Genomic DNA, 23,844 nt, shown 5'->3' on the forward strand with positions numbered 1-23,844 from the left:
GGGGTGTGGAGGGCGGCGGCGTCGGGTCGGTGGGTGCTGGCTGGCAGCCGGCGAGCAGGACGGTCCCGAGGACGCTGGCGGCCAGGCGGCGGACGGTCGGTATGACCATGGGTCTGTGGATCCCTCGCTGAGTTCGGGGGCAGGGCAGGACCGGACCGTGGACGGTGGCCGCCGCGCCGTTGAGACGGCCACCGCCCCGGGTGGTCAGGCGTCCCGAGGGCCGTTGCTCGGTCGGGCGGGACGGCCGTTGCGGACCAGCGGCCAGAGTCGGGGCCCGCTGGGCAGGTGCAGCGGCAGGCCCGGGTGGTAGCCCTGGCCGTCTAGGAAATCCCGTGCTGCTTCGGTGGTGACCACGGTGTAGATCGGGTAGCCGAGCTGGTCGACCCGTTCGTGGTGGTGGGTGAGCAGCCGCGCGGCCGTGCCGCGTCGCCGGCGATCGGGAGTGACGTACAGCCAGGACAGCCAGTGGTGCGGGGCGTCGGACCGGTAGCTGCCAATCAGGGCGTGGAGTTGACGGAATCGCGGTAGGGCACGGCCGGTGAAGGTGTCCAGGTGATAGTCGGACAGCGGGACTGCCTCCGTCGTGGGGTGGCGGCGCCACACGGCGACCGCGGTCATGTCCAGTAGGACGTCGACGTTGCCCCACTCGACGGCGTGGTCGACGTCCATGGCCAGCAGCCCGTGGAAGATGGTCTGCCGTTCGGTCGGGTCTGGAACCAGCCATTCGGCGACCGGATCCTCTGCGACGGCGTCGGCGAGCAGCGCGGCGATGGCAGCCACGTCACCGGGTTGCGCGGGCCGGACGGCGGCGGTCAGGGCGTTCACCGGGCCCGCCGCCGTGGCAGCGGGGCGGTTGGGAACGGTGACCGGCCGACGGGAGTCTGCCTGCCCCGCCACATCCGCCAGATCGGTAGGCCTTCCGTCGGCAGGATCAGCGGCGGGCCGGCCGTGTACCCGAGCCGGAGGTAGAGCTGGCGGTTGCGTGTGTTGCTGGCCTCCAGGTACGCCGGCAGGCCGAGTCGGTCGAGGAGGCGGTGGTGATCCGCCAGCAGGGCCGCGCCGATACCGCGGCCCTGCTGCTGCGGGTCGACCGCGACGTACGCGAGGTAGTGGTGCGGTTCGTCGGGGTGGAAGGCGTCGAACATCGCTTCCAGCAGCGTGAACTTCGGCGCGTATACGCCGGCGATGGTCTCCAGGGTGGTCTGCCGCTCGTGTGAGCTGTCTCGGATGGGTTCGAGGCGGGGGTACCAGATCGCGACGGCGGACAGGTCGGCCGTCGTGTACACCTCGCCGTGCTCCAGGCCGTGGTAGAGGGCGTCCTTGAAGTAGCGGTAGTAGATGGCCCGACGATCCCGGGGCTCGGGGACGAGCCATTCGGCGACGGGCCCGTCGTGGAAGGCGTCGGCGAGTACGGCGATGAGTGGGCCCGCGTCGTCGGCGGTCGCCTGCCGGACGGTGACGGTGTAGCTGGTGCTGGTCACGGCATCTCCCTGTTCAGGCCGGGTGGCGGACGAGGTCGGGCGTGCGCAGGGCTGTGGTGTCGCGATCCGCGCCCAGCCCGATCGCGTCGTAGACGTGGGGGCGGGTGGCGCGCAGGATCAGCGCCCATACGATGCCGAGCAGCCCGGCGACGCCGTACGAGGCGGGAAACGCCCACCGCAGCGGCGAGTCCGGTGCGACACCGAGCAACGTGTCGAACTCGCCGAGGGTGATCGCGAGGATCCCGCCCAGCGCGACGGCGGCGACGTTCGGTGCGATCGTGGAGCGCCAGAGCCCTTCGGCGTGGACGATGCGGGCGAAGAACCCGACGACAGCGACGGACGTGAGGGTCATCAGGATCAGGACACCGAGGCCGCCTGTCACGGTCACCCAGAAGAACAGGTGCACGATCGGGTCCGCCTCGGCCAACGCGTAGGCGATGAGGACGGCGGCGGCGAGGCCACTTTGGACGAGGGAGCCGATCTTGGGTGCGCCGGTGCGGCGGCTGGTGCGGCCAAACGCAGGGGGCAATACCCGCTCCCGGCCGAGGGCGAACAGGTAGCGCGCCACGGTGTGATGGAAGCTGAGCAGGGCCGCGAACAGACTGGTGATGAACAGGACCCGGGCGACGGTGATGACGCTGTCGGTCAGGTGCGGTGAGACCAGGGTGAAGATGAGGTCGGTGCCGTCGGCGCGGGCGGCCTCGACGATGCGGTCGGGCCCAGTGGCCACCGACATTGCCCAGGCGGAGAAGCCGTAGAGCAGGCCCGTGACCGCCAGCGCGATGTAGGTGGCCCAGGCGATGGTGCGCCGCGGGTCCCGCGTTTCCTCCGAGAAAACCACCGTGCCCTCGAATCCGACGAACCCGGTGATCGCGGTGACCAGCGCGGCGCCGATGCCGGCGGCGAACACATGCGACGGGGCGAGGGTGTCGAAGCTGACGCCGCCGTCTGCGGGGTGGCTGACCATGACGGCGTCGAAGACCAGCGCGACGACGCACTCCGCGATCAGCACGACGGCGAGTACCCGGCCGTTGAGGTCGATCCGCAGGACCCCGAGGACCGCGACGACGGCCCACGCGACCAGCGCCCACACCCACCACGGCGCGTCGACGCCGTACCCGTCGAGGAACTGAGCGAGGACGGCACCCGCCCCGCCGTACAACCCGATCTGCATCGCGTTGTACGCCAGCAGCGCCACCATCGCCGCCCCGGCCCCGGCCGGCCGGCCGAGCCCCCGGCTGACGTAGGTGTAGAACGCGCCCGCGTTGATGATCCGCCGGGACATGGCCACGTAGCCCACCGCGAACAGCGCGAGCACGACCGCGACCACCAGGTACGCCAGCGGTATACCCGTGACGCCAGTGACCGCGTACCCGGTCGTCGCACCACCAGCGACCACGGTCAGGGGCGCGGCGGCAGCGATGACGAAGGACACGACCGACGAAATCCCGAGTCGGCCGCGCGCCAGGGCTGCCGAGATGGTGTCGGGTTGCGAGTGAGACATGGACTCTCTTTCCGAGGGAACGGGGACAACAGTCAGGAGGTGCGGTGGCTCAGAACGGCGGTGCCGACAGCACCGCCAAGGTCGGCGAGCAGTTCACGCATCTGCGGCCAGGCATGCTCGACCAGCCAGAGCAGGTACTGCCGGGCTGCCTGAGGGGCTCCGTCGAGCAGCGCCGTGTCCATCTGGGTGTGCAGCACCAGGCCGGCCAGGATGATGTCCCGCTCGTCAAGCCGGTGGCGATTACGCAGCTGCTGAGACAGCCGAGCCCAGGGCCAAGCGGCGACATTGATATCCGTCGGCACATGCACGGTGCGCCGTCGCCACCGTGGCCCGACCGTCTGCTCTTGGAGCAAACCGGCCTGCTGCATGCGTTGGATGACCTGCTCGTTGGCGGTGGTGGCGAGATATGACAGCCACACCCGAGTCGCGGTGTGCCGCCGCTCGGTGAGCATCCGGTCGAGGATTCTGTGTTGCAGCCAGTCCGTCGGCGTCGGACCGTTGCGTCGGACCGTGATGTGGCCCTGGTTGAAGTCGATACGTCCGGCGACATACAGCTCCGCGAGCAGTCCGGCGGCCAGACCGTATGACAGCGCGGTGCTGAACAGTCGGGCTTGGCCGGTCTGATCGTTGTGCGCGAGGAAGTAGAAGTCGTTGGCGATCAGGGGCGCGGTGCCAGGGGCGGTGCCGACCGTGCGGGCGGGCTCGTGGGATGGAGCGGTTTCGTGGTGGGCGGACCGAGCGCTTTTGTTGCCTACGCCAGGGGTTGTGTTCACCGTGGCTGGCCTTTCTGGGTCGATGGGTTCAACGGGGGGTGGGAAGCCCGAGCTGCCGTAGGAGCTTGCGGCCGTAGGACCAGTCGGCGGGTCGAGTCGCAGCACGGTGCCGGGTGTGATCTGCGGGAGAGGCTGGGCGCGGTTCACGACCGTGTCCTCCATCGGTCCCAGCGTCGGCGGCGCGGCTTGCTCGGCGCCGGCTGGTCGAGGCTTGTGTCGAGGCTTGTCCAGAAGGCTTGATTGCGCTGGGCAACGTCTGTGGGCAACGCGGTGTCATCGCCGCGTTGGCTGCTGAGCGTCGATCCGCCACGGTGGGCGTAGAGCGTGGCCGGGCCCGTGGGGTCGAGGCCGAACGGCTGATACGGCTGCCCGTCACGCGGGACGAACCACTTGATGCGGGCCATGCCGTCACCTCCATCGGTGAGATGCGCGGCCGGGCCCTCCCCGGCACCGACCGCGCACCCCGACTAGGGGGTGCAGAGCCCGCCCCGCACGGGGGGACGGCGCGGACCCTGCACCCGCTTCCGCGCCTGGTGCGAAACGCCGCGGCGGAATGTGTTTCCGCTGGACCGCACTGGTGCAGGCGCTGCTGGTTTGCCGAAAGTGATCTTCCGGCAACGACGTGCTACCGGTCATCGTGTGATGACAGGAAGCAGAATGCAAGACATCATGGTGTAGGAAATCCCGAAGGTCATTGCACTTTGGAGCAACTCGCGGGATGTTGTTCCTGGTCAGCTCGGCAAGATGCGTCCTATGGCCGAGTGGCCTCTCGTTTGTATGCTGATACTTGGCAAAATGGTGATAGGAGGGTCCGTGTCCGAGGATGGATCGGCCGCACTGTTGAGGCGCCGGATCGGGCGCAAGCTGACCACACTCCGCAAGGAGGCCGGGCTGAGTCAGGAGAAGGCAGCCGCACTCCTTCAACGCAGCCCAGCGACGATCCACCGGATCGAGGCCGGCGACCACCGGATCAAGTTCCGCGACATCGAGGTCAAGGCGATGTGCGACCTCTACCAGGCCAGCCCCGAAGACCGCTCTGAACTGCTTGCACTCACCGCCGAAACCCGCACCAGCGGCGCGAGCGCCTGGTGGCACGACTACACAAACACCAGCCTGCCGAGCTGGTTCGGTCTCTTCGTACGGCTCGAAAACAGCGCCGAGCGCATCCGAAAGTACGAACCGGAGTCGGTGCCCGGACTACTCCAGACCCGCGAGTACGCCCGAGAGGTGACGGGCGTGCCGCAGGGTCTCATCGACGCGCAAGAGGTGGACCGCCAGGTCGACTTCCGCATGGAACGCCAACGCCTGCTGGCCAACCCCCGCCCTCCACACCTCTCGGTTGTCCTGAGCGAGGCAGTCCTGCGTCGAGCCGTTGGCGGCCCCAAGATCATGGCTGCTCAGCTCCAGCACCTGCTCGACGTGACCCAGTCGCCCAGCGTGTCGCTCAGGGTTCTCCCGTTCGAGGCGGGCGTGCACGGTGGCATGACCTCGGCGTTTACCATCCTGGAGTTCCCGGCCCTGCCGGGCAGCTCGGAACCGTTGGAGCCACCGCTGGTCTACGTCGACAGCCTCACCGGCGCGCTCTACCTGAATAAGCCAACCGAGGTCGCGGCCTACGACCTGGCCTGGAACGACGTGACCTCACGAGCACTCGACGAGCAGTCGTCGAGGACGTTCATCACTGCAACGATGGAGGCATTTACCCGTGGCTGATATGACGACGGCCCGCTGGCGCAAGAGCAGTCGTAGCGGCAACCAGGGAGACTGCGTCGAGGTCGCCGACACACTGCCGGGCGGCGTCGGCGTGCGCGACAGCAAGGACCCGACCGGGCCGGTGCTGATCTTCCCAAGGGCTGCGTGGAGCGCCTTCACCGAAGGGCTCCGAACCAACGCTTGGTAACAGTCGGAAGCCACGGTCTCAGCGCCGAGCCTGGTCTGCCGGCAACTACCTCTAGCTGGACGTGATCCCTCAGCTCGACAGCTGGCCCTCAGGCGCAGAATCAAGTCGAGGAGCGGCCCGAAGGTGTTCTTTCGGGCCGCTCTGCCGCCGGCCATCGACACCTGAGACACGCCGATGCGGCTGTGTCGGTCGATGCCGAAACGGCAGGGCCATTAGGGTGAAGGCTATGGCCGCCCGGCGTGGATCCGCTGTCCGCTCGACTGCAACGCGGAAGGCGAGGGAGCCCCGAAGCCCGGTGCCGCCGGCCGAGGTGACGCTGTTTGAGGGTGCCGAGCTGGAGCCGGAGTCGGAGCTGGAGGCTCTGGCTTTCTACAGCTCGAATCTGGTCGATCAGGATGCGTCGTCCGTGACGTTCACGCAGTGTCGGCTCCGAGGCGCGGATCTGTCCGCGTCCCGGCTGGACCAGGTGACGCTGACCGATTGCTTGGTGACCGATTCCAGCCTGGCGAATGTGCGCGCTGATGGTGGCAGCATGACGCGGGTCCGTTTGGCGCAGTGCCGGATGACGGGTGTGACCTGGGCCGATGGTGTGTTGCGGGACGTCGCGGTGACGGAATGTCGTGCGGATCTGTCGGCGTGGCGGATGACCACGTTCGACGCGGTGACATTCGTGGGATGCAACCTTCACAGCGCTGACTTCACCAACGCGGACCTGCGGGGGGTCGTGTTCCGGGATTGCGACTTGACCAGTGCGGTGTTCCACCATGCCTCCATGGAGGGCACCCGCTTTCGTGGCTGCAACCTGGCCGGCGTCGGCGACCTCACCAGCTGGAAAGGCGCTGTCGTTCATCACACGGATTTGATCAGCTTGTCCTACGGTCTCGCGCAGGCGGCGGGAATTCGGGTTGAGGATGAGGACTCGTGAGGACGGGGCGGCGTGCGTCAGAGTCGCGGCGGCCCGTCACCAGCGCTGACTGGCCATCACCGGAATTGGATTCAGGGGGGTCGCCGCGGTTTGTGGGCCTGCGGTATGAGCGGGCCGCGATCCGCGAGGTGGACCTGTGTGAGGCGACGCTGGAGGGGTGTGTCTTCGAGGCGTGCACGTTCAGTGCGGTCCGTTTCAACTGTGCGACGCTGGCCGGCTGCAGCTTCATGGAGTGCCGGTTCGCCGGCTGCACCTGGTGGGACGCCTCGCTGACGGACTGCACCGTGACCGCGTCGGTGTTCGACCGGTGTGACCTGTCGGGCCTGGAGGTCGAGGGTGGCGACTGGTCGGACGTCGAAATGTTGGGCGCCGACCTGAGCACCGCCGAGTTCGCCCGGGTGCGGATGCGTGGGGCGAACCTCAGTGGTGCGCGGTGTCAGGGGACCGTCCTGCGTGATGTGGACCTGTCGGGTGCGAGCCTGCGGGAGGCCGATTTCACCCGCGCCGACCTGCGCGGAAGTGTCCTGACAGCGTTCGATCCCCGCGATGTGGAGCTACGCGACGCGATCATCACCGCCGATCAGGCCGTGGACATCGCGATGAGCCTCAGCATGTCGGTGCGGGCTTCGTGACCAGGTAGGGCCCGAGCTGGAGGTAGGCCAGGTCGGAGCGCAGAAGCACGTTGACGGCGTCGGCGGCGGTGCGCGCGATCGGGTGGCCGTGCAGGTTCAGCGAGGTGTTGAGCAGCACAGCGTGGCCGGTGCGGGCGTGGTAGGCGTGCAGGATCGCGGCGAGTCCGGTGCGGCTGTCGTCGTCGATGATCTGTGGTCGGCAGCTCAGGTCGGCCGGGTGGATGGCGGCGATCATGGCGGTTGCGGCGTCGGGTTGGGTGTCGAAGCCGAGCATCATGTATGGGCTGCGCAGCCGGCGGGGGTTGCGGATGTAGCGGTGTTGGTGACTGGCGAGCATCGCGGGCGCGAACGGCATCCAGAAGTCTCGCTGTTTGATGAGCCGGTTCAGCCGCCGTGGCACGTCGGCGTCGGACGGGTTCGCGAGGATGGAGCGGTTGCCGAGGGCGCGGGCACCGTACTCCATGCGGCCGGCGCAGCGGGCGACGATTTCCCCGTCGGCCAGTAGCCCGGCTGCGACGTCGTCGATGCGGTCGGGCTCGCGCAGGTGAAGGCCGGTGCCGGCGACCGCTTGGCGGGCGTCGGCGGGGGTGATGTCGTCGCCGAGGTAGCAGTCGGCCAGCGGCTCGACGTTCTGGTGGCCCTGGGTGGCGGCAAGGTGGTGGTAGAGGGCGCCCAGCGGGAGGCTTTCGTCGCCGCAGGAGGGGAACGCGGCGAAGGTGTCCACGCAGTCCAGGTCGGCGATGCGCTGGTTGACCTTGATGTTCATGAACACGCCGCCGCCGGCGAGGATGTCACGGATGCCGGTGGCGGTGACGGCGGCGCGTGCCCAGCGGGTGAGCAGGTCTTCGGTGAACAGTTGCAGGCCGGCGAAGAGGTCGTCGAAGCGCCGGCCACGTAGCCGGCGCTCGATGTCGGGCCAGGCGCGTTCGATGCTGAGCGCGGTGGTTCGGCGCAGCCGCAGCCCGCTGGCGTCGAGGCCGAGGTGCTCGTGCAGGATGTCGGCGACCTGCCGGGCCCGGTCGGGACGGGCGTAGGGGGCCATCCCCATGAGCTTGTACTCGTCTTCGTGTGGGGTGAACCCGGCAGAGTGGGTGAACCAGAACCACAGTAGGCCGATGGAGTCGCGCATGTCGGTGCGGGCGATCTCGGTGCGGTGCCCGGCCGTCCAGGTCGAGACGGTCGCGCAGGCGCCGTCCCCGAATCCATCGCAGGTCAGCACAAGGTAGGGGCGGTCGTGGTCGATCCGCAGCCCGTAGTACGCGGCGGCGGCGTGCGTGGTGTGGTGGTCGACGTAGGTGACCCGGGCGGCGGTGATGCCGCCCTGGCGCAGCATGGCGGTCACCCGTTGCGGCAGCGCGCCGGGTGCCGCGGCCACCAGCGCCGCCTCCGCGTCCGCCAGGGCCGGCTGCTGGTGGAAGCCGGCGAGCCGGGACAGCCATTCCTCTCGGGGGCAATGGTCCACGGGCCCGGAGCGGCTGCCGTAGACGACCTCGGCGACGTCGCCGGGATCGGCGCCGACCGCGTGCAGGCAGGCGGCGACGGCCTGGTGCGGGAAGCCCATGTAGCCCTTGATCCCGGTCAGCCGTTCCTCTTGCACGCAGTGCGCGAGATGGCCGTCGACGGCGATGGCGGCGGTGGCGTTGGCTCCGCTGTGGATGCCGAGCAGCAGATCACCCATGGCAGGCGGCCTCCCGATTGGTGACGGTGCCGGTGAGCCAGTCCCACTCAGCGATCTTGAGCTCGGCGAGCCGGTCCAGGCTGCCAGGATCGGCTTCGTGCAGGCCGGCGAGCACCGGCACCGCCGTAGTGGCGAACCAGTCGGTCAGTGCGTCGGCCACGGCGGCGGCGGCCGGATCCGCGATCGTGAACCCCCGGTGGAACGGCGCGGTGATGAGCAGCCTGTCGGCGGCGATCTGCCGCTCGATGACCGTGCCTGGAATGACCTCCAGCCGGCTGCGGGCCATGAACTGCGGGACCCGGTGGCGCCCGAAGCAATCCAGGGCAGCCAGCTCGGCTCGGAGCCCGTCGAGGGTCTGCCAGGGATGCCACAGGATGTAGCTGGCCACCGTCGTCACCCCGACGGCATCGGCGGCGGCCACCACCTCCCGCAGGTGCGCGAGATCCTGACGTTTGCCGTAGACCCGGTGCAGAGTGTCCGGGTTGAACGACTCCACGCCGATGAGAATGCTGCGCACCCCGGCCTCGGCCAGGACGCCGACCGTGGCCGCGTCGAGGGTTTCCGCGCGCACGCTGATCGCGAGCGTGAGCGTGCCGGCAAGACCCGCCGCCCGCAGGCCGTCGCGCAACTCGACAGCCCGGCGGGCGCACTCGCGGCAGGTGCCACCGAAGTCAGAGTCACTGAACGCGAAGGCCGTCGCCCCGGTCATCTGGTGCAGGTGGACGATGTCGGCCACCACCGGGGCCATCGGCATGTCCCGCCAGCCGCCGCCGGGCAGGTCGGCGTTGTAGGCGCAGAACGTGCAGCGGGATCGGCAGCCTCGGCTGGCTGCCACCGACACCACCGCGTCGGCGCCGTACGGCAGATCCTCGGCGGTGAGCGACCGCAGCGACGTGTGGACCACCAAGATCTCCCGCAGGTGCACGAGGAGATCCGCGACGAACGGGCTGGGCGCCACGGTGGCCGGACCTGCGACGACGTGGTCCACCGCCCCGTGCGCCATCAGCTCCCCTGCGGCGGACACCGCCAGGGGACCGAAGCCGATGACGGTCAACCGGGGGTGCCGCAGCCGTGCGGCCACCAGCTCGTCGGCGATGCGGTGCAGCCGGGGCCCGTACGCATCGCTGGTGAACAGGTGCACCACGAGCACGTCGAACCCTGTGATGCCGGCGGCATCAGCGAGAGTGTCGGCCAGCGTCGAGGCCGGACGCCCTCGGTAGTAGGCGTCCAGCAGGACGCTGTCGTAGCCGGCCGTGCGCAGGGACGCCTGCACCGCGAGGGCGTCCCCGTCGACGTGGCGCTGCTTGAACCCGGACTCGTACAGTGCCGGCGCCCACACCAACACCCGCCGGCCCGCGTCGTTCACCGCAGGCATGGCACCTCGCATCGCCGGCACGGGGTTGTCGACTCGCCGCGGAACTGGTCCAGCACGCCCGAGCCAAACCACATCGCGTCCAGGTCGTCGGTGAGGAGATTGCCGACCCGCAGGGACAGGTTCTCCACCCCGAAGATGCACGGGTAGATGTCACCGCGCTGGTCGACGGCGAAGCCGATGCTGCCGCTGCCGCACCCCTGCGCCGGGTTGATTGTCTCGATTTCCACGCCGTGGACCCGGGACAGGCGCTCGCACTCGGGCAGCAGCACCCCCAGGATCGTGCTGTCGTCCAACGTCACCGCTGGGTTGGACCGCCCGACAGGCTTCTGCGGGAAGAACTTGAACCGGCGTACGCCGAGCCCCAGCCCAACCTGGACGACCTGTTCCAGCTCGCGCAGGTTCATGCGGTTGACCACGGTGTTGATGACGACCTCGGCGAACTCGCCGATCGCGCGGATACCCGCCAGGGTCTTGGGCCAAGAGCCGGGCGCACCCCGGATCAACTCGTGCGTGGCGGCCTGGCCGCCGTCCAGCGACACCTGCACCGGCGAAACACCCAGCTCGCGCAGCCGCTCCAACCTGCCCGCGTGGAGCACCGTGGCGTTGGTCGACACCCCGAAGCCCAACCCACGGCCGACGATGTCAGCCGCCAACTCGAAGAACCCCGGCAGGAGCAGGCTCTCCCCGCCGGTGATGTAGATGTCCGGCACGCCGTAGTCGTCGAGCCGGCGGATGATCTCGTGCCACTGGTCCAGGGACAGCAGGAACCGATCCGCTCTCGGGCCACCGGAGCAGTAGCAGGTGATGCACCGCTGGTTGCAAACCGTGAACGGCTGCAGGTGCACCCAGAACGGCTTGAGCACCGCCGCCCGGGGCCGCGCCGCCTCGGCCTCGTCCGCGACCGCATGGACACGCGCGTCGGTCACCGGCTCGGCGACCGGGCCGTCAGCCGCCGCGAGCACACCCGCGGAGTGCAGGTCACCGACAACGGTGATCCAGTGGGCCTGGTCGAGGCCGAAACGGTCACCGAGGGCGGTCTGCGCCAGCGGCGGGAACTGCGGGGCCAGCGGCTCGCGGGCCAGCAGCGTGACCATGGCCGCCGCGCTCGGCAACTCCACGAAGCGGCGGGGCTGGGTGGTGGTCCATGCGAGGGCGCCGAAGTGCTCGTGACGAAACCGCATGTCCTCCGCAATCCGCAATGCGGGGGGAAGTGACGTCAAGGGTGCCTCCCAGAATGGAGGGCTGCCGGCCTGCGGCGGGGTCCGCGAGCCGGCAGCCGTCTCGATCCGCTCCGGTCAGGAACGGTGCCGGTCTACTTCGCCGACCTCGCGGTGGGGATGTCACCGCCGCCCTGGGCGATGGTGCCGGTGTAGGTCTTGCAGCCCAGCGCGAGCGTCGCCTCCGCGACGCTGGAGAACGCGCGGACCTTGTCGGACGGGCCGGCGGCCTGGCCGGCGGTGGAGGCCGTGGGGATGTTGTCGAGGGCCATGGATCTGCCTTCCTGCTCGGATTGCAAGGACAGGCTCACTACAACCCACTCGACCGAAGGTCCGTAACCCCACGCTGGGGGCACCACTACGGGGGGTCACGCGGAGGTCCGTTGGGCGATATATTCCATCGACCGACCTGCGCGTCCCTGAGGAGTCGTGTGGAGCCAGTTCGCGTGTTACCTCGCCGGCTGCTCCGCGACCCGGTCGTGGTGCACGCCCTGCGTACCCGCACCTTCAGCACCGTCTTCGCTGCCGCGAAGGCGGCAGGGCTGAGCTACAACGCCATTGCCGCCGCCACCGGACTCAAGGCCGAACGGATCAGCCTGGTTGCGCGGGGCGAAGCGCGGATCACCGGCATCGACACCATCGAACGCATCGCCGACGGACTGCGCATCCCCGGTGCCATGCTGGGCCTGACCGCGCGATCCTGGGAGAACGACACCGCCGTCGAGCCGCAACCCGCGAGGGAGGATGAATCCATGCATCGACGAAACCTATTGCGAACCACCCTTGCGGCAGGCCTGACCGCCACCCCGCTCAACCACCTCGCCGACGTGCTGGCCAAAGCCGACAACGCCCTAACAGCCAGCGGCCCAGCCGACCTCGCACACCTCGAAGCAGCGACCGAACAGCACAGCTATGGCTACGGCGGCCGAGCGCCCACCGACGTCCTGGCTGACCTGATCGCCGACTTCGCCGACGTCGTCCCCCTGCTACAGCGCCCCCAACCGGCGTCCACCCGCATCGCGCTGACCCGGATCATGGGGCAACTCGGCGGCATGGCCGCCGTCGTCCTCCACGACCTCGGCAACCGACGGGAAGCATTCAGCTGGTTCTCCATCGCCGCACGCTCCGCCGAAGAAGCCAGCGACCGATCACTGCACGCCTGGATCCTCGCCCGCAAGGCGATGGTGCCTCTGAACTTCGGCGCTCCCCAAGCGGCAGCGGAACTCGCCGAGCAAGCCAGACAGATAGCCGGAACAGCACCCACCGCAGCCGCCACCCTCGCCGCCGCCGTCACCGGCCGCGCGCACGCCCTGGCCGGTCGCCGCAACGAAGCCGCCGCAGCTCTACGCGCAGCCGACCGCCTCGCCGACGCGCTTCCCGAGACCGAACGTGCCGACACCTGGTTCGGCCACTGCGAACAGAAGCACCACGTCCACCTCTCTCACGCACTGACCGCCCTCGGCGAAACCCGCCGTGCCCGGGAAAGCCAGGACCACGCCCTTGCCCTGTCCGCCCCCACCAGCACACTCACCCGCACCCTGCTACACCTTGACGCCGCAACCTGCCAACACCGCGACGGACACACCCTCGACGCCTGCCAAGCCGCCACCGCAACACTCACGAGCATCCCCGTCCGCTACCGCACCGGCCTCACCCACCGCCGCGCCGCTGACCTCTACCGCAGCATCCCCGCGAACACCCGCTCGGCACCGGCAGCGCGGGCACTCGCGGAAGTGCTGGCAGCCGAATCGCGCCCGACCAGCAACAACGCATCGCGAGCCTGGTAGAAGCGATCGTCCGGGACCCTATGACCGCTACGGCCACACGCCAACGACCTCGCCCGGGTGGCCATCCGATACGCGCTCACCACCGCACCGGCCGCCATCGCCCTCATCGGTTTCGCAGTGCGGCGCAGATCGCCGCGACCGCCCACCCCGTACCCCCGTTGACACCCGAAGAGGTCACGGATCTGACCGCCGTCGGCACCCGCATCCGAGCCACCCTCGACGAGGTGTTCCCCGCCCCACAACCGACTCTCAACTCGATTGGAAAGCTCCCGTGACCGAACCCGCACCACACCGCATGCCGGTCGACGTCCTCGTCCTCCTGTAACGCCCGACGGCAGGATCCTGCTGACCGAGCGGGCCGGCGGCGTCTACCTGGCCGGCATGTGGGCCGTGGTGGCATCCCCTCATCGACACCTCCGCGTACCGCCATCATGGACAGCAGGCTGGGATCGGTGACGCGCGGCCGGCGGCAAGGCCGTGCACGGAACTTGAGGAACGGTCGCGGAGAATCGGGCGGCAGCCGGGCATCGGCTGCGATATCCTATCCGGCTCGGCATGAGGTCCGGGCGTGGCGTACGCCATCGACGACTCGTAGACCAGGCCGATATGCAAATCCTTTCCCTGGCTCAGTTACGCGATACCGACGAACGTAGCCAGCGTTTTACCCCGCTGGGTCTCGGCCTAGATCGCATGCTGACTCCGGAGTCCGCCGCCGCCTACCAACAGGAAACGGTTGCCCAGATTGACCTGGCGGACGCCGTGGCACAGGGCACGCGCGATGCCTTCGAACGACTGCGCAACGTCCACGCGTACGGGGTGCTGTGCTACGAGATTTACACTCTGGTCAACGACCACGCGCTGCTGGTCATCGAGCAGGCTCTGCGGGATCGGTTCATCGACTTCCATGACGGCTCATGCACCTTCGTGGGCCGCGATGGCCGCGAGAATACGATCGCCATCGGTGGGTACGAAGACGTATCCAAGGCGGCCAGGCGCTTCTCCCCGGCCCGCCGTTACCGGCTGCGTGTAGGGTGCGGTCCAGCAACCGTCGAGTTCAACGGCATGCTCGATGGCTTGCGCAAATGGGCACGGGCCGCTGGACTGCTTCGCGGGCAACGCAATCGCCACATCGAGCAACTGCTCGCGAAGCTACGCAACTCCGTCGCCCACCCCTCGTCGACGCACCTGCTTACTCCAGTCGACTGCGCGATGACGTTGCGCGACCTGGCCGAGTTCATCAACCAGCTTTGGGGAGTACCCACCCCGGGCGGCCGTCTCTACCCCGCGCCGGCCGAGCGCGACGTGCTGTTCATAGGCTGGAACGCCAACGGCAGGATGACCCTCGCTCCAGCCGATCACCTCACCGTCGACCTGGTTTCTCTCGACGACATCGAACAGTGCGCGATCGTCCGCGGCTTCTTCAATCCGGGAACCCGCCTGGAGGACCCCGACCTCCACTACTTCAACAGTCGATACGAGAACACCCGACTACCTACGGAGTATCTGTGGGGCCCTGGCCTCCCCACCGAAGCCGCCGCCTGGCTCACCACCACCCGCCCGACACGGGACTCTGTGGACCTACTTGACCAGGTCTTCGCTATCCGACACGACGGCGACCGCGTGTACCGACCCATGAAGCCCGGTGTGGTCGCGTTGCTCGACCCAGCCGACCAGACCGGCCATTGGTACCTCGTCCAAGCTGATTTCCCTCAGGATGCCTTCGTCCACATCCGGCAGCTCTTGGCAGCCGAGCCGGGGTGCAGCCAACCCGGTGAATGCACGGCATGCCCAGTCGAGATCCTCGACCAAGGCACCGTCGCGGAACTCGTCGGGCGCGGCCATCTCGCCCCCACAAGCACCGCGCTGCCTCCGTTCTTCTGCCTTCGCGACGACATTCCGTCCTGGCAACCAGCGCCACAAGCACCAACCGCGCGCCGACGCCACGTGGCACGAGCAACCGCCGCCGTATTGGCACCGGATAACTCTGCGTAGTGATCGGATCGCGACGAAAGTGAGCGTGCCATCTTGCTGGGGCATGCTGCGATCAGGCTCGCTGTGCATGGTTTTCCTTCTCTGCCCGCCGAGCTATCGCGCTCGCGCCTCGTACGCACGACGTTTCCCGGGGCGTTAGTCGTTCAGAGCGTTTCGGAACCGCCATGCCTCCAGCAAGCCCAATCGTGACTGTTCGATCCAGGTACGATGGTTGACCGCGAGCGTGGAGCCGACCTTGTTGCTGTACGTGGATCGCGTCGCCCTGACGAACGCACGCACCAGAGAAGGTCGAAGAGGCACCCAATCGACTGCGGCGTGTTCGTAGCCGCTATGAGCGGCACGCACCCGAATACGCGCCTCCTCGTTGGAGATCTTCAGCGCCCGAGGCGCTCGCCCGTCAGGGCGGCACGCTGATCGTCTAGAAATCGGGTGTCCGGCTTGATGCGCCTGGTGTGGAGGCGCCCGTCAGGAGCTGCAGGTGTTGAGCAGGCTTTGCAGGGCGGACTTCTCCGAGGATTGCAGGCTCAGCCCCCAGCTGTACTTCACGGTGATCCACACCTTGCTGTAGGTGCACCGGTACGACGACAAGGGAGGCTGCCAGGTGGACGGGTCCTGATCGCCCTTGGCCTGGTTGACGTTGTCCGTCACGGCGATCAGCTGTGGGCGGGTCAGGTCGTTAGCGAAGCTCTGGCGGCGACTGGTGGTCCAGCTACTGGCGCCGGACCGCCACGCCTCCGCAAGCGGCACCACGTGGTCGATGTCGACGTCGGCTGCCGCATACCAGGTGGCGCCGTCGTAGGGGCTGTACCAGCGGCCGGACACCGCGGCGCAGTTGCTGTCGACCACCACGGACGTGCCGTCACGCTTAAGCACCGTCTCCCGGGTGTTGCAGGTGCCGCTGATTGTGATCCAGTGCGGGAACAGATCCCGGGAGTACCCCGTCATCGAACCTTCGGTCCTGACCGTCAGGGCGTTGAGCTGCGACTGGGCGGTCGACTTGGACGGGATGCCAGGCGGTGTGGCCATGGCAGGCTGGTGCTCGACCGCCACCAGGCCGAGGCCAGCGGTGACGGCAGCCGCCACCGCGGCCAGGCGCCGATGCCAGACGGAGTGGAACGGGATGGCTCGGCGTACTCGCATGGGGGCCTCCGAGGATCTGGGGGAACAGTGACCATCCCGAACGATGATGTCTATCGATGGCAATCTTCGTGAAGGGGCAGAGGCGGATGAGAGAAATTTGCTCGTCATGCCTGGCGGGTGTACAAAAATCATCGAAGAGCATGACAACGTTCCGGGCTTCCGGAAGCACGACGTGCGAATCGACTGCGCCAAGTGCTGCGCGGAGTGGCGCTTTGTCGGCGGCAGGCCTGCGCGGGATTGGTGCCTTATGCCCGTGGCCGTGAGCGCCACGATCGGACAGGCGACGCGGGGGCACATGCCGCACCGGGCCAATCCGGTCCGGTGCGGCATGCGTGAGAAACAACGACGACGATTGGGCGGACGGCCCGGACGAGGACGGCCTGTCCGAAGCGAATCAAGCGTGCCGCCCCATGCGGGCCGGGCATGTACTGAGCTGTAGAAGGCACGACCCAGCGGTGTCCTGCAAGACTTCGCCTGAGTCATCCTCAACGCGGGGTGCGCTTGGCATCCTCACCTGCTGCGATCCGCGTCGTTGGCACCATACTTCCGCTCATCGGCAGCGGCGGATGTGCGCCGTACGGTCGGTGCGCGGGTGCTGGGTACGGCGCACCCAGTGAGGGATGGGGGCCGGTGCGGGCTGCGTTAGGCTGTGCGCTGAACCACCGATGCTGGCTGCGGGCCGGTCGGGACGAGGTCCCTACCGTGCTGAGGAGCCGACGGTGGAGTTTGAGATCCCATCGAGCCTGGACGGGCTCGACCTCGACGCCCTGAACCAGCTGGAGAACCAGGCTGTGGAGGCGTTCGACCTCCTCCGCGACGATCCGGACCTGGACGGCGCTGGCCTGGCTTGGTTGCGGGAGCTGGCTACGTTCGTCACGTCGGTACGCGCCCAACAGCAGCAAATCAAGCAGGATGCGGCGGCGGTCGCGTCGGAGCTGGACGAACTGGATGCTGCGGTTCACGGTAGCCCGGAGGGCTCGGACGAAGACGGCGGTGAAGGTGAGCCCGGAGATGGCGGCCAAGGTGAGGATGTTCCGGGCGAGGAAGTTCCGGCCGAGGTGCAGCCGGTAGCGCAGCAGCCGACGCCGGTCGTGGCGTCGCTGGCGCGACGGGCAGCGCGCCGGCAGCCGAAGCCGAAGGTGACGCAGGGTGGCCGGTCGGCGGTCATCAAGGCGGCAGCGGATGTGCCGAACGTGCCGCACGGGCACGTGTTCTCGTCGGTCGCCGAGGTTGCGGCGGCGTTCGACGACAAGTTCGCTGGGTTTCCGCGCGGCGTCGGCGGGCAGGTGCAGACGCGCATCAAGCAGAACGTCGCCCGGGTGGAGCTGCCCGTCGACCAGGCCCTCGTGGCCGGAGGCAGCGGCCTGGTCGACCTTGGATTGATCGACCTGGCGGGCAGCGAGTCGCGGCTGGCTGGCGGGAACCTCGTGGCGGCGGGCGGCTGGGGTGCCCCGTCGGAGACGCTGTGGGAGCTGTGTGAAGGGCTGGAGACAACGGAGGGCATTCTCGACCTGCCCGGCATCTCGATCCCGCGCGGCGGCGGTATCAAGGTGCCAGCGAACCTGGACTTCGCGACGCTGTACTCGGCGACCGGTTTCGTGCAGACGGAGGCCGACTCGGTCGCCGGTACGGACAAGCCGAGCTATCGGGTGCCGAAGGTCGACTTCGTCGAAACGCGCCTTGAGGTCGACGGGGTGCAGATCGAGCAGGACATTGTGCAGAACGCGGTGTGGCCGGAGCTGACCCGTGACGTGGTACGCCGCGCGATGACCGCCCACGAGCACAAGATCAACGCGCGGATGTTGCAACGGATGGCCACCGCGCCCGCGCAGTCGACGCAGTTCAGCCTTACCCTCGGCGGTGACATCGACGGTGACGAGACAACGACCGCGCTGCTCGGCGCGGCCTCGCTCGCGTCGACGGACTACCGGTACCGGTACCGGATGGGCCGCCGGCGGCTGCTGGAGTGTGTTGCGCCGATCTGGCTGCTCGAGTGGATCCGCGCGGACATGGCCCGTCGCGCCGGGGTGAACTACTTCGACGTGACCGACGAGCAGATCACGGCGTGGTTCACACGCCGGAACCTGCGCCCCCAGTTCGTCTACGACTGGCAAGACGGCTACGTTCACGCGGGCGGCGCCGGGTTCGGTGGCACCACCCCGCCTGGCCAGTGGCCAAACAGCGTGGACCTGCTGATCTACGCGCCGGGTGCGTGGGTGAAGGGCACGAAGCCGATCATCGATTTGTCGGCGGTCTACGACAGCATGAAGCTGCGGGACAACGAGTACATCGCGCTGTTCACCGAGCAGGCGACGCTGCTGGTGAAGCGGTGCTACGTGTCCTACAAGATCACAGTGCCGCTGTGCCCGACCGGCGTCACCGGGTCAACCGTCGCGTTCGACTGCGCGGCGGCCTGAGCTACCCGTTTCGGTGGGGCCGCGTCCAGCGATGGGCGCGGCCCCCGCCCCGAGGAGGTGACGGGTGACTCAGCCCTTGGTGTACATCGACGCCCCGGCGACGGCACCGTACCGGTACGGGCTGTTCTCCGCGGCGGCTGTGGTGGATCCGGCGGACCAGCGCGAGTTCCAGGCCGGCGTGGAGTGGGAGCCACAGTGCGCCGACGTGCCGGCGCCGACGAATGCGGCGGCGGCGTCGGACCCGAACCGGGTCCCGATGGCGCTGCCGGACGGGGTGCCGATCACGCGGCCGGGGGTAATCCGGCTGTACACGGGCCTGACGGACCGGTCCGTGGCGCGGCCCGATCTGCTGGAGCGGGCGCGGCGGGCGATCGGCCTGGTGGAGCAGCAGTCGCTGGAGCACTACGCCTGGGCGGGGGGAGCCGGCAACGCCGTGCACCTGGCGGCGGCCGGCACGCCCGTCCTCGCCGGGTCTGATGTGACGCCGGTGCCGCTGGAGGAAGGCGTGGGTCGGCTGGAGGCGCATATCTCTCGCCGGGCGGGCGTGCTCGGGGTGCTGTGGGCTCCTCGGTGGACGGCCGGCTGGTGGGCGGTGAAGCAGCTGACCCGGACCGATGGTCCGCGGTTGATCGGGCCGCTGGGCAACCCGGTGGTGTTCGCGGAGACGTCCGGCGTCGGGCCCGGCGGGGTCGCGCCGGGAGCAGGTGAGGCGTGGCTGTACGCGACGGGTCCGGTGATGGTGCGACGCAGCGCGGTGTTCCTGCCGACGCTGCCGGAGGCGCTGGACCGCAAGGACAACGAGGTGTTCGCGGTCGCCGAGCGGTTCTACACGGTGGGGTGGAGCTGTGGTGTGGCGGCCGTGAAGGTGATGCTGCCGGGCGTGCCGGCATAGGAGGAGACATGGCCCTGATCTACCCGAACGACCGCGAGGACGAGCAGGTCCTCGCGCGGGCACTGCTTGACGCGGCCGGTGAGGAGCGGCACGCCGAGGTGCAGACGCGGACGGACGGCCCGCTTGGGCTGGCCTTCGAGGTGCCGGACGACCTGGCGGAGCAGGTGCTCGGCGGCGGCAGCATCCGGGTGGTGCAACCGAGCCTGCCGCCGGCTGAGGCGAACGCGCAGTCGGCTGTCGAGACGAAGGCGGAGCCGGAAGCGACGGAGCCGAAGGGCGAGCCGGCGGAGGCCGGCGAGAAGAGCACGTCGGCTGTCGCCGGGGCAGACGTGCCCGAGGTGGACGCGGAGCCGGCGGATGGTCCCTCCCAGCGATCGGTGAAGGCGTCCCGGCTGTCGCGTGCATCGCGGAGCGGTGCCGGCCGGTAGACCCACGCCTCGGGCCGCGCCGCCCCGCCTGGTCTCCTCCCCATGGACCGGGCGGGGCGGCGCTTTCGTGTGACTCGCTCCACAGCCATTACGTACAGAAAATATGTACGCAAGGAGTGTCTGATGCATACAATGAATATGTACATGACGCACTACCCCTAAAGGAGAGTTTGAGATGGAGAAGCGGGTTCAGGAGCTGCTCGTGGAGTTCGGTGTCGAGGCCGAGGGGGCTGACCGGGCCGGGCTAATTACCCAGCTGGCGGTGCGAGTAGTCGAGGCCGAGCGTGAGCTGGAGCGGAACGCCGCCGAGCTCACCGCAGCGACGGAGAACGCGGTGGCCGCCGCGAAGGTGGGTGACCTGCGGACGACCGTGCGCGGTGACTTGCTGGCCGCCGTGAGCAGCAAGGCGGCGACGGTCGACGCGGCGCTTTCGAAGGTGGCCGAACGGCGGACCGCACTGGCGCTCGTCGCCGAAAGCGTGAAGGTCAACCGGGCGGGTTGAGTAAGCCGATGCGCGCCGGCCGGGGCTTCTGCGGCCGGCGCGCGCCCTATTGAGACAGGGGAGTTCATGTGGAGATCACCAAGCGGCAGATCGAAGACGTTGCTGCGGCGTACGGCCTGGAAGTCGGCGCGGACGGCAGCGACGTGTGGAACCTGGCGGCAGCGCTCGTCGAAGCAGACCAGCGGTTCATCGAGGCCCGCGAGGCCCTGCGCGTTCATCGGATCGCGACCGCGCTGACTCCGGGCCTTCTGCATGAGGCGCAAACCACCGTGCCGAGCGCCACCGGTACGGCTGCCGCTGCGCACGGTGCTGTCGGTGCCGCGTTCGACGACGCGGTTTATGCGGTTTTCGCCGCTCGCGGGGCATTGGCCGCAGCCGGTAAGGCACGGCGAGCGGCGGCGGCAGTCGCCTTGGGTGAGTCCCACATCTGCTGATGGGCCCCCGGAGCGCCCCCGCAGCCGCACGGCTGCGGGGGCGCTGCCATTCCCGCCGGCGGGAGGCCGGCGGCAGTTCACGTGGAGGACAGATGACGACAACGACGGGGGCGCGGCGCGCGAACGCCGTGTGGCCCGGCGGCCCGAGGGAGCACGCGCGGGTGATCGCAGAGGCGGTCGACCTTGCGTGGCACAGCCGGTACGGCGGCTCGCGGGTCGAGGTGCCGATGTCGGTGGTGGCCGCCCTGGCGTTGGTCGCCCGGGAAGCCGAGAACGTCGACCAGCTCGCCGCGCTGGGCGAGACAATCGAGCGCCTCGACCACGAGGGGTTCGGGCTGCTGATGCAGCGGCTGTGGTGCGAATTCGCGGTACTGCGGCCGGACCTGAACCCGCGGACGAAGCACCTGTGGTCGTGGACCGATGAGGATCAGGACGACACGGTGCTCCGGGCGGTGCAGGCGGTCGGCCAAGCGGCGTTGCGCAAGGGCCTGTTCGCGCGGTGCGGTCCGGATGCCTGGGGCGAGATGGACTTGCTGGGCATGCTGCTCCAGACGATGAAGAGCCATGGTGGGCGGAAGGGCATCGGCCAGTTCCTGACGCCAGTGGACCTGACCGCAATGATCGGCCGGATGGCGGCGCCGGAAGAGGGCGCGCGGATCCTGGAACCGTGCGCCGGCACGGGCACGATGCTGCTCGGTGCAGCGATGGGAATGCGGGAGGCTGGGCGCGACCCGACCACGTGCGAGTGGTGGGCGAACGACATCGACCCGCTGGCGGCGGCCCTGTGCGCGGTCAACCTGCACCTGTGGGGGCTGGGCTGGCGGGTGGTCGTCGGCTGCGGCGACGGGCTGCTGGACCAGTGGATGCACGAGGCCCTGGAGCACCGGCAGATCGCGATCGACGAGGTGTGGCGGGCGTGGCGGATGGCCCGGCAGATCGCGGCCGTGCGGCACCTGCTGGACCTGCCGACGCCGGAGAGCGCGTTGGAGCGGCACATGCGCAAGGCGAAGCCGAAGCCGCCGCCCCCGCCGCCACCTGTGCCGCCGGCCTCATCGACGTTCGACGCCGAGGCGGCGTACCGGCAGGGCCGACTGTTCTGACCTGCGGTTGTGTGACCTGCTACACAGCCTGTGTGTACATAAAAACTGTACGCTCAAGGCTCAGCCACATACAATGTTTATGTACACAAAGCCCAGTTCACGTGGAGGTCAACATGGGCAAGCGCACGATTCAGGCCGGCAGGCGGGCTGTCGTGGAGTGCAAGCCGTACGGCAGCTGCTACGACGATGAGGATCGCTGCATCCACTGCGGGAATCACATCGGGGACCCGGACCTACACGGGCCGGGTTGCCTGCACGGAGACGAGCCAGGCGACGAGTGTGACGCGCGGCCGACCCACGAGGAATCGGTGGGGGAGCCGGAGCGCGTCCAGGCGTACATCGAGCTGCGCGGGCATGGCGGCGTGGAACTGGTTCGCCGGGCGGTGGAGACGTTGCTGGACAACGGCTTCAACGTCGCCGGCCGGTCCGTGCAGGTCTTCCGCGCGGGTGACGGCCTGCCCGAGTGGATCGGAGTGGTGACGCTGCCCGACCGCGGCTAGTGGCTGCGTAGACGGGGCTGGGCGGGACGCCCGGCCCCGGTGCGGAGCTCCTAGATGGACTCTCGTTGTACGGCCGCTATTGACGATTGCGGCCGGACAGAGCAAGGTATCGGTTCGACCCAAGTTCACGTGGAGGTCAACGTGGGTCTGAGAGCGCTCATCGGCACCGAGGGTGCCGGCGGGTTCTACCGGGCGAGGCACGTCCAGCACGACGCCTGCCCGACGATGATCGTGCCCGCCCTGTCCGTGCTGGTGCACGACCTGATGGGGCACGACGTGCGGGCGGCCGTCGACGAGCTGCTGCGCTCCGACTGGTCGCGGCTGTACGCCGTGCCAGGCACCGGCACCGCCGGGCACCTCGTCGGCGTGCTCAGTCACGGCGGCCCGGAGCCGGAGGCCGGGCACCTCGCCACGGCCAACGCCGGCGACCGGGAGTGGGCGTACCTGTTCGGCGGTAACCGGCTGCAGGTCTACCTCGGGGTGTTTCCCGAGGTCGGGCCGAAGCGGTGGCAGCCGTGGGCGTCCTGGTCGGTGCACGAGCTGCCGACCCTGCCGCTCGACGAGGTGCTGACGGTGCAGAAGGCGGGCTATTCGACGCAGTGGCGGGCGTCCGACCGCCGCAAGTACATGGAGGCCGTGCGCGAGCACGTCAAGGAGGGAGCGCGATGAGGGCGTTGGTGGGCAGGTTCGCCCCGGGGGCCGGCTGGTACCGGGCGCGGCCCGTCGAGTTGGAGGGCCAGCCGACCTGGACGCTCCCGCAGCTGCGGGCGATGTGGGACGGCCGGTTCCAGCGGGACACGGAGCGGATGGTGACGGCGCTGCTGCGCCGGGACTGGTCGGTACTGGCGGCCACCGAGTGGCCGGCGGACGTCGTCGACGTGGGGCGGATGCGCTGGCGGTACGTGGCCGGCGTTGGCCGCGGCCTGCACGACTCGATGTGCGGCCGGGCGGTCGTCGGGCTGATGCGTAACGACGAGCGGTTTGACGACGAGTGCTGGGCGTACCTGTGGGAGCACCAGATGGAGACGCTGCACGTCTGGGCGGCGCACCACGGCCGGTGGCACCACCTGGCGACGCTGCCGGACGGCGTATGGACCGGCCTGACGCCGCAACTGGTGGTGGACGTCGAGGCCCGCTGGTGCTGGCTCGCGCGAGAGGAAAGGTGAC

At 69.0% G+C, this 23,844-nt stretch carries 25 protein-coding genes; 15 read left to right on the forward strand and 10 right to left on the reverse strand.

Annotated elements, in window-relative coordinates; translation table 11 throughout:
- Positions 1 to 204 precede the first annotated feature (204 nt).
- The 5 genes from E1182_RS06885 to E1182_RS06905 are packed head-to-tail and all read right to left on the reverse strand — an operon-like array spanning position 205 to position 4,162.
- Entirely contained in the window at positions 205 to 825 is a 621-nt protein-coding gene (locus E1182_RS06885) for a GNAT family N-acetyltransferase (RefSeq protein ID WP_132262096.1), read from the reverse strand.
- Positions 822 to 1,481, reverse strand: coding sequence for a GNAT family N-acetyltransferase (locus E1182_RS06890; protein ID WP_132262098.1), 660 nt, complete (start codon positions 1,479 to 1,481; stop codon positions 822 to 824). Before E1182_RS06890 ends, E1182_RS06885 begins: the two co-directional genes overlap by 4 nt.
- Before the next feature lie 13 nt (positions 1,482 to 1,494).
- Positions 1,495 to 2,985: an APC family permease gene (locus E1182_RS06895; RefSeq protein WP_132262100.1), complete on the reverse strand. Its 1,491-nt coding sequence runs from the start codon at positions 2,983 to 2,985 to the stop codon at positions 1,495 to 1,497.
- A gap of 32 nt (positions 2,986 to 3,017) precedes the next feature.
- Entirely contained in the window at positions 3,018 to 3,920 is a 903-nt protein-coding gene (locus E1182_RS06900) for a GPP34 family phosphoprotein (RefSeq protein ID WP_132262102.1), read from the reverse strand.
- Positions 3,902 to 4,162, reverse strand: coding sequence for a hypothetical protein (locus E1182_RS06905; protein WP_132262104.1), 261 nt, complete (start codon positions 4,160 to 4,162; stop codon positions 3,902 to 3,904). The genes E1182_RS06900 and E1182_RS06905 overlap by 19 nt, the downstream gene beginning before the upstream one ends.
- Positions 4,163 to 4,553: 391 nt before the next feature.
- On the opposite strand from E1182_RS06905, the gene E1182_RS06910 reads away from it, so the two are divergent.
- The 4 genes from E1182_RS06910 (at position 4,554) to E1182_RS06925 (ending at position 7,215) form a co-directional block, all read left to right on the forward strand.
- A complete protein-coding gene (locus E1182_RS06910) occupies positions 4,554 to 5,471 on the forward strand; it encodes a helix-turn-helix transcriptional regulator (protein WP_243706077.1) in 918 nt (305 codons plus the stop codon).
- Between the two features lies 1 nt (position 5,472).
- Complete coding sequence (locus E1182_RS06915; protein WP_132262199.1) at positions 5,473 to 5,658, forward strand: DUF397 domain-containing protein; 186 nt, start codon at positions 5,473 to 5,475, stop codon at positions 5,656 to 5,658.
- A 226-nt stretch (positions 5,659 to 5,884) separates the two neighbouring features.
- Positions 5,885 to 6,583, forward strand: coding sequence for a pentapeptide repeat-containing protein (locus E1182_RS06920; RefSeq protein WP_132262109.1), 699 nt, complete (start codon positions 5,885 to 5,887; stop codon positions 6,581 to 6,583).
- A complete protein-coding gene (locus tag E1182_RS06925; RefSeq protein WP_132262112.1) occupies positions 6,580 to 7,215 on the forward strand; it encodes a pentapeptide repeat-containing protein in 636 nt (211 codons plus the stop codon). The genes E1182_RS06920 and E1182_RS06925 overlap by 4 nt, the downstream gene beginning before the upstream one ends.
- Here E1182_RS06925 and E1182_RS06930 read toward each other — a convergent pair.
- From E1182_RS06930 to E1182_RS30935, 4 genes are all read right to left on the reverse strand, one after another.
- Complete coding sequence (locus tag E1182_RS06930) at positions 7,190 to 8,893, reverse strand: carbamoyltransferase C-terminal domain-containing protein (protein ID WP_132262114.1); 1,704 nt, start codon at positions 8,891 to 8,893, stop codon at positions 7,190 to 7,192. The genes E1182_RS06925 and E1182_RS06930 overlap by 26 nt on opposite strands.
- A complete protein-coding gene (locus tag E1182_RS06935) occupies positions 8,886 to 10,268 on the reverse strand; it encodes a radical SAM protein (protein ID WP_165942538.1) in 1,383 nt (460 codons plus the stop codon). The genes E1182_RS06930 and E1182_RS06935 overlap by 8 nt, the downstream gene beginning before the upstream one ends.
- Positions 10,256 to 11,449, reverse strand: coding sequence for a radical SAM protein (locus E1182_RS06940; RefSeq protein WP_132262119.1), 1,194 nt, complete (start codon positions 11,447 to 11,449; stop codon positions 10,256 to 10,258). Before E1182_RS06940 ends, E1182_RS06935 begins: the two co-directional genes overlap by 13 nt.
- 131 nt (positions 11,450 to 11,580) lie before the next feature.
- Positions 11,581 to 11,757, reverse strand: a complete 177-nt coding sequence (locus E1182_RS30935) for a hypothetical protein (protein ID WP_165942539.1) — start codon at positions 11,755 to 11,757, stop codon at positions 11,581 to 11,583.
- 207 nt (positions 11,758 to 11,964) lie between these two features.
- On the opposite strand from E1182_RS30935, the gene E1182_RS06945 reads away from it, so the two are divergent.
- The gene (locus tag E1182_RS06945; RefSeq protein WP_243706074.1) at positions 11,965 to 13,272 is read left to right on the forward strand and encodes a helix-turn-helix transcriptional regulator; all 1,308 of its coding nucleotides are present in this window, start codon (positions 11,965 to 11,967) and stop codon (positions 13,270 to 13,272) included.
- A 690-nt stretch (positions 13,273 to 13,962) separates the two neighbouring features.
- Positions 13,963 to 15,264 (forward strand): hypothetical protein, encoded by a 1,302-nt coding sequence (locus tag E1182_RS06955; protein ID WP_132262124.1) that lies wholly within the window; start codon positions 13,963 to 13,965, stop codon positions 15,262 to 15,264.
- Positions 15,265 to 15,729: 465 nt separating this feature from the next.
- Here the strand turns inward: E1182_RS06955 and E1182_RS06960 are convergent, their stop codons facing one another.
- Complete coding sequence (locus E1182_RS06960; RefSeq protein ID WP_132262201.1) at positions 15,730 to 16,404, reverse strand: HNH endonuclease family protein; 675 nt, start codon at positions 16,402 to 16,404, stop codon at positions 15,730 to 15,732.
- 665 nt (positions 16,405 to 17,069) lie between these two features.
- Between E1182_RS06960 and E1182_RS06965 the strand changes: the two genes are divergently transcribed.
- The 9 genes from E1182_RS06965 to E1182_RS07005 all read left to right on the forward strand — a co-directional run bounded on the left by E1182_RS06965 (position 17,070) and on the right by E1182_RS07005 (position 23,843).
- On the forward strand, positions 17,070 to 18,821 hold the full coding sequence (locus tag E1182_RS06965) for a major capsid protein (RefSeq protein ID WP_132262127.1): 1,752 nt from the start codon (positions 17,070 to 17,072) through the stop codon (positions 18,819 to 18,821).
- Positions 18,822 to 18,885: 64 nt separating this feature from the next.
- Positions 18,886 to 19,713, forward strand: a complete 828-nt coding sequence (locus E1182_RS06970; RefSeq protein WP_243706075.1) for a hypothetical protein — start codon at positions 18,886 to 18,888, stop codon at positions 19,711 to 19,713.
- A gap of 8 nt (positions 19,714 to 19,721) precedes the next feature.
- Positions 19,722 to 20,141, forward strand: a complete 420-nt coding sequence (locus E1182_RS06975) for a hypothetical protein (protein WP_132262129.1) — start codon at positions 19,722 to 19,724, stop codon at positions 20,139 to 20,141.
- Positions 20,142 to 20,316: 175 nt separating this feature from the next.
- Entirely contained in the window at positions 20,317 to 20,643 is a 327-nt protein-coding gene (locus E1182_RS06980) for a hypothetical protein (RefSeq protein WP_132262131.1), read from the forward strand.
- A 68-nt stretch (positions 20,644 to 20,711) separates the two neighbouring features.
- Positions 20,712 to 21,077, forward strand: coding sequence for a hypothetical protein (locus tag E1182_RS06985; RefSeq protein ID WP_132262134.1), 366 nt, complete (start codon positions 20,712 to 20,714; stop codon positions 21,075 to 21,077).
- Between the two features lie 92 nt (positions 21,078 to 21,169).
- A complete protein-coding gene (locus E1182_RS06990) occupies positions 21,170 to 22,177 on the forward strand; it encodes an N-6 DNA methylase (protein ID WP_165942540.1) in 1,008 nt (335 codons plus the stop codon).
- A gap of 113 nt (positions 22,178 to 22,290) precedes the next feature.
- Positions 22,291 to 22,677, forward strand: coding sequence for a hypothetical protein (locus E1182_RS06995; RefSeq protein WP_132262139.1), 387 nt, complete (start codon positions 22,291 to 22,293; stop codon positions 22,675 to 22,677).
- Positions 22,678 to 22,818: 141 nt separating this feature from the next.
- A complete protein-coding gene (locus E1182_RS07000; RefSeq protein ID WP_132262142.1) occupies positions 22,819 to 23,346 on the forward strand; it encodes a hypothetical protein in 528 nt (175 codons plus the stop codon).
- On the forward strand, positions 23,343 to 23,843 hold the full coding sequence (locus tag E1182_RS07005; protein ID WP_132262144.1) for a hypothetical protein: 501 nt from the start codon (positions 23,343 to 23,345) through the stop codon (positions 23,841 to 23,843). Before E1182_RS07000 ends, E1182_RS07005 begins: the two co-directional genes overlap by 4 nt.
- The last annotated feature ends 1 nt before the right edge of the window (position 23,844 follow it).

The sequence above is a fragment of the Micromonospora sp. KC721 genome, assembly GCF_004348355.1.
Taxonomy (GTDB): Bacteria; Actinomycetota; Actinomycetes; order Mycobacteriales; family Micromonosporaceae; genus Micromonospora.